This window comes from Terrabacter sp. Root85, assembly GCF_001429185.1.
In the GTDB taxonomy this organism is placed as follows: domain Bacteria; phylum Actinomycetota; class Actinomycetes; order Actinomycetales; family Dermatophilaceae; genus Terrabacter.
Genome location: NZ_LMIW01000001.1, coordinates 1,348,740 through 1,354,739, shown reverse-complemented (window position 1 = coordinate 1,354,739; position 6,000 = coordinate 1,348,740). Strand labels below are relative to the sequence as shown.

The window sequence follows — 6,000 nt, the reverse complement described above, 5'->3', positions numbered from 1 at the left end:
TGTCCGGCTGCGTCCTACTCTCCCACACCGTCACCAGTGCAGTACCATCGGCGCTGAAGGGCTTAGCTTCCGGGTTCGGAATGGAGCCGGGCGTTTCCCCTTCGCTATGACAGCCGAAACTCTATGGAGATATCAATCAGTGGGTGGYGTTCCCGTTTGTATCTCGGGAACCGCACAGTGGACGCGTAGCATCTTTGTAAGTCAAGTTATCGGCTTATTAGTACCGGTCAGCTCCACACATTGCTGTGCTTCCACATCCGGCCTATCAACCCAGTAGTCTAGCTGGGAGCCTCTCGCCCTCGCGGGCCTGGAAACCTCATCTTGAAACGTGCTTCCCGCTTAGATGCTTTCAGCGGTTATCACTTCCGAACGTAGCTAATCAGCGGTGCTCTTGGCAGAACAACTGACACACCAGAGGTTCGTCCATCCCGGTCCTCTCGTACTAGGGACAGCCTTTCTCAAGTTTCCTACGCGCACAGCGGATAGGGACCGAACTGTCTCACGACGTTCTAAACCCAGCTCGCGTACCGCTTTAATGGGCGAACAGCCCAACCCTTGGGACCTACTCCAGCCCCAGGATGCGACGAGCCGACATCGAGGTGCCAAACCATGCCGTCGATATGGACTCTTGGGCAAGATCAGCCTGTTATCCCCGGGGTACCTTTTATCCGTTGAGCGACGGCGCTTCCACAAGCCACCGCCGGATCACTAGTCCCGACTTTCGTCCCTGCTCGACATGTCTGTCTCACAGTCAAGCTCCCTTGTGCACTTACACTCGAAACCTGATTACCAACCAGGCTGAGGGAACCTTTGGGCGCCTCCGTTACCTTTTAGGAGGCAACCGCCCCAGTTAAACTACCCACCAGGCACTGTCCCTGATCCGGATCACGGACCGAGGTTAGATATCCAGAACGACCAGAGTGGTATTTCAACGTTGACTCCACCATCACTGACGTGACGGCTTCACAGTCTCCCACCTATCCTACACAAGCCGTACCGAACACCAATACCAAGCTGTAGTAAAGGTCCCGGGGTCTTTCCGTCCTGCTGCGCGTAACGAGCATCTTTACTCGTAGTGCAATTTCGCCGAGTTCGTGGTTGAGACAGTGGAGAAGTCGTTACGCCATTCGTGCAGGTCGGAACTTACCCGACAAGGAATTTCGCTACCTTAGGATGGTTATAGTTACCACCGCCGTTTACTGGCGCTTAAGTTCTCAGCTTCGCCGTGAGGCTAACCGGTCCCCTTAACGTTCCAGCACCGGGCAGGCGTCAGTCCGTATACATCGTCTTGCGACTTGGCACGGACCTGTGTTTTTAGTAAACAGTCGCTTCTCCCTGGTCTCTGCGGCCGATCACGCTCAGCCAGCTAGTGGCGTCACGATCAGGGCCCCCCTTCTCCCGAAGTTACGGGGGTATTTTGCCGAATTCCTTAACCACGATTCACTCGATCGCCTTGGTATTCTCTACCTAACCACCTGAGTCGGTTTGGGGTACGGGCGGCTCGAACCTCGCTAGAAGTTTTTCTCGGCAGCATAGGATCACCCTCTTCCCGCATTCGCGGTCACTATCAGGTCTCAGGCTTCATGCGACCCGGATTTGCCTGGATCGCGCCCTACACCCTTGGACGTGGACAACCATCGCCACGCGGAGGCTACCTTCCTGCGTCACTCCATCGCTTGACTACTACCAGATCGGGTCGTGCGCTCCACACACCCGATGGACCCGAAGGTCCGGTGGGCGTGCTTCAGGCACTTAGCATCACAAGGTTCGTCATGGGCGGTCCTTCGCCGGTTCCGGAATATCAACCGGATGTCCATCGACTACGCCTGTCGGCCTCGCCTTAGGTCCCGACTTACCCAGGGCAGATTAGCTTGACCCTGGAACCCTTGGTTATTCGGCGGACGGGTTTCTCGCCCGTCATTCGCTACTCATGCCTGCATTCTCACTCGTGTGGCCTCCACGGCTGGTTCACACCGCCGCTTCCCTGGCCACACGACGCTCCCCTACCCATCAACACGCCTGGACACCGAACCCGCAGGTGTCGGTGCCGAGCAGTATGTCAATGCCACAGCTTCGGTGGTGTGCTTGAGCCCCGCTACATTGTCGGCGCGGAATCACTTGACCAGTGAGCTATTACGCACTCTTTAAAGGGTGGCTGCTTCTAAGCCAACCTCCTGGTTGTCACAGCAACTCCACATCCTTTCCCACTTAGCACACGCTTAGGGACCTTAGCTGGTGATCTGGGCTGTTTCCCTCTCGACTACGGAGCTTATCCCCCGCAGTCTCACTGCCACGCTCTCACTTACCGGCATTCGGAGTTTGGCTAACGTCAGTAACCTGGTGAGGCCCATTAGCTATCCAGTAGCTCTACCTCCGGCAAGAAACACGTGACGCTGCACCTAAATGCATTTCGGGGAGAACCAGCTATCACGGAGTTTGATTGGCCTTTCACCCCTACCCACAGCTCATCCCCTCAGTTTTCAACCTAAGTGGGTTCGGTCCTCCACGCAGTCTTACCTGCGCTTCAACCTGGCCATGGGTAGATCACTCCGCTTCGGGTCTAGACCCAGCGACTCAAACGCCCTATTCGGACTCGCTTTCGCTACGGCTTCCCCACACGGGTTAACCTCGCCACTGAGCACTAACTCGCAGGCTCATTCTTCAAAAGGCACGCTGTCACCCCACACGCCCAACGGCGGGAGGCTCCAACGGATTGTAGGCACACGGTTTCAGGATCTATTTCACTCCCCTCCCGGGGTACTTTTCACCTTTCCCTCACGGTACTTGTCCGCTATCGGTCACCAGGGAATATTTAGGCTTAGCAGGTGGTCCTGCCAGATTCACACGGGATTTCTCGGGCCCCGTGCTACTTGGGAAATCCACCGGGAGTCCACACCATTTCGTCTACGGGGGTCGCACCCTCTATGCCGAGCCATTCAATGCTCTTCGACTATGACGCAGATTTCTTACTCCCTACCAGCATGTCAGCACTGGTTGGTGGGTCCCACGACCCCGGACGTGCAACGCCTGACAGCTATCACACACGCCCGGTTTAGCCTCATCCGCTTTCGCTCGCCACTACTCACGGAATCACATGTTGTTTTCTCTTCCTGTGGGTACTGAGATGTTTCACTTCCCCACGTTCCCTCCACACACCCTATATATTCAGGTGCGGGTGACTGGACTTGCCTCCAGCCGGGTTTCCCCATTCGGAAATCCTCGGATCACAGTCTGGTTATCGACTACCCGAGGCTTATCGCAGATTCCTACGTCCTTCTTCGGTTCCTGGTGCCAAGGCATCCACCGTGTGCCCTTAAAAACTTGACACTACAAAGATGCTCGCGTCCACTGTGAAGTTCTCAAAATACAACCGGCACCCCACACCCACCACAAGCACAGCTCGCGATCTCGATGAGGCCCACAACCAGAAAAACCAGCCCACACACACCCCCTCGCCGTAACGAGGGCAGGCGTGTGTCGTCCGATCCTTCAGGACCCAACAACGTGTCAGACACCGCACCCGCCATCCCCCACGTTCCACTGCCGCACCCCCCGGAGGGGGACGCAACTCCCCGCGAGGGGAGCTGCCGGCTTGTACTTGTGAGAGACACCAGGACGGTGTCAAGTAATCGATGTTCCACCCTTGAGCACCCCCCACCGAGCGTACGTCGGTGGCGAGGCCACTGCGCCACAGACCATGACGGCCTGGGCGAGTTGCTCCTTAGAAAGGAGGTGATCCAGCCGCACCTTCCGGTACGGCTACCTTGTTACGACTTAGTCCCAATCGCCAGTCCCACCTTCGACGGCTCCCTCTGTAAACAGTTGGGCCACCGGCTTCGGGTGTTACCGACTTTCGTGACTTGACGGGCGGTGTGTACAAGGCCCGGGAACGTATTCACCGCAGCGTTGCTGATCTGCGATTACTAGCGACTCCGACTTCATGGGGTCGAGTTGCAGACCCCAATCCGAACTGAGACCGGTTTTTTGGGATTCGCTCCACCTCGCGGTTTCGCAGCCCTTTGTACCGGCCATTGTAGCATGCGTGAAGCCCAAGACATAAGGGGCATGATGATTTGACGTCATCCCCACCTTCCTCCGAGTTGACCCCGGCAGTCTCCTATGAGTCCCCACCATGACGTGCTGGCAACATAGAACGAGGGTTGCGCTCGTTGCGGGACTTAACCCAACATCTCACGACACGAGCTGACGACAACCATGCACCACCTGTACACCAGTCCGAAGACGCACCCATCTCTGAGTGATTCCGGTGTATGTCAAGCCTTGGTAAGGTTCTTCGCGTTGCATCGAATTAATCCGCATGCTCCGCCGCTTGTGCGGGCCCCCGTCAATTCCTTTGAGTTTTAGCCTTGCGGCCGTACTCCCCAGGCGGGGAACTTAATGCGTTAGCTGCGGCACGGATCTCGTGGAATGAGACCCACACCTAGTTCCCAACGTTTACGGCATGGACTACCAGGGTATCTAATCCTGTTCGCTCCCCATGCTTTCGCTTCTCAGTGTCAGTAATGGCCCAGAGACCTGCCTTCGCCATCGGTGTTCCTCCTGATATCTGCGCATTCCACCGCTACACCAGGAATTCCAGTCTCCCCTACCACACTCTAGTCTGCCCGTACCCACTGCAAGTCCGAGGTTGAGCCTCGGATTTTCACAGCAGACGCGACAAACCACCTACAAGCTCTTTACGCCCAATAATTCCGGACAACGCTCGCACCCTACGTATTACCGCGGCTGCTGGCACGTAGTTAGCCGGTGCTTCTTCTGCAGGTACCGTCACTTTCGCTTCTTCCCTGCTGAAAGAGGTTTACAACCCGAAGGCCGTCATCCCTCACGCGGCGTCGCTGCATCAGGCTTGCGCCCATTGTGCAATATTCCCCACTGCTGCCTCCCGTAGGAGTCTGGGCCGTGTCTCAGTCCCAGTGTGGCCGGTCGCCCTCTCAGGCCGGCTACCCGTCGTCGCCTTGGTGAGCCACTACCTCACCAACAAGCTGATAGGCCGCGAGTCCATCCCAGACCGAAAAACTTTCCACACCATACCCATGCAGGTTGGTGTCATATCCGGTATTAGCTCCGGTTTCCCGGGGTTATCCCAGAGTCTGGGGCAGGTTACTCACGTGTTACTCACCCGTTCGCCACTGATCARACAAGAGCAAGCTCCCGTCATCACCGTTCGACTTGCATGTGTTAAGCACGCCGCCAGCGTTCGTCCTGAGCCAGGATCAAACTCTCCGTTGATGTTCAAACACCCACCCCCAACCCCGAAAGGCCAGAACAGTGAGCAAACTTTGAACCCATGAAGGGCTCGAAAACCTGACTGAAGTCGAACAACCAGCTCAAAAAGCTAGAAGTTCAATTCAACCAAAGGATAATTCGCCCAAAACCNTGAGCAAACTTTGAACCCATGAAGGGCTCGAAAACCTGACTGAAGTCGAACAACCAGCTCAAAAAGCTAGAAGTTCAATTCAACCAAAGGATAATTCGCCCAAAACCCACCCAGACCACCAGACGGTGGACCGAACCAGGCCTCGGGACGAGGTAATTGGCATCGATTTTTGACACGCTGTTGAGTTCTCAAGAATCGGACACACACCATCAACCACCTCAACGAGGAGGCCTCCGGGGCAACCCTTNCCAGGCCTCGGGACGAGGTAATTGGCATCGATTTTTGACACGCTGTTGAGTTCTCAAGAATCGGACACACACCATCAACCACCTCAACGAGGAGGCCTCCGGGGCAACCCTTAAAACTTACCCGCCTCGATGCGCTGGTCCAAATCGGCGCCGGCTCCGAGGAGCAGACCCAACCGGCCACGCCAGACACGCGGGCTCCCACGTCGATCAGACCGAACCAGCGGTCCTTCTCTCTGTGGTGCCAACCCCGGGACCGGCCTACTTCGCGAGCGAAGTTTCGCTCAGCGGTGGCGTCCGGTGCTCCCTGTCGGGCTGACGAAGAGAACGTTACAGGGCATCCCCCGGGATCTCATA

The 6,000-nt window shown here is 56.6% G+C and carries 3 rRNA genes; all 3 read right to left on the bottom strand.

The features are described from left to right. Position 1: 1 nt before the first annotated feature. Positions 2–118 (bottom strand): 5S ribosomal RNA (gene rrf, locus ASE25_RS06270). 79 nt (positions 119–197) lie between these two features. Next, positions 198–3,327 (bottom strand): 23S ribosomal RNA (locus ASE25_RS06265). 398 nt (positions 3,328–3,725) lie between these two features. Next, positions 3,726–5,250: ribosomal RNA gene (locus ASE25_RS06260) — 16S ribosomal RNA — on the bottom strand. The 16S, 23S and 5S rRNA genes sit together here, the layout of an rRNA operon. Between the last annotated feature and the right edge of the window lie 750 nt (positions 5,251–6,000).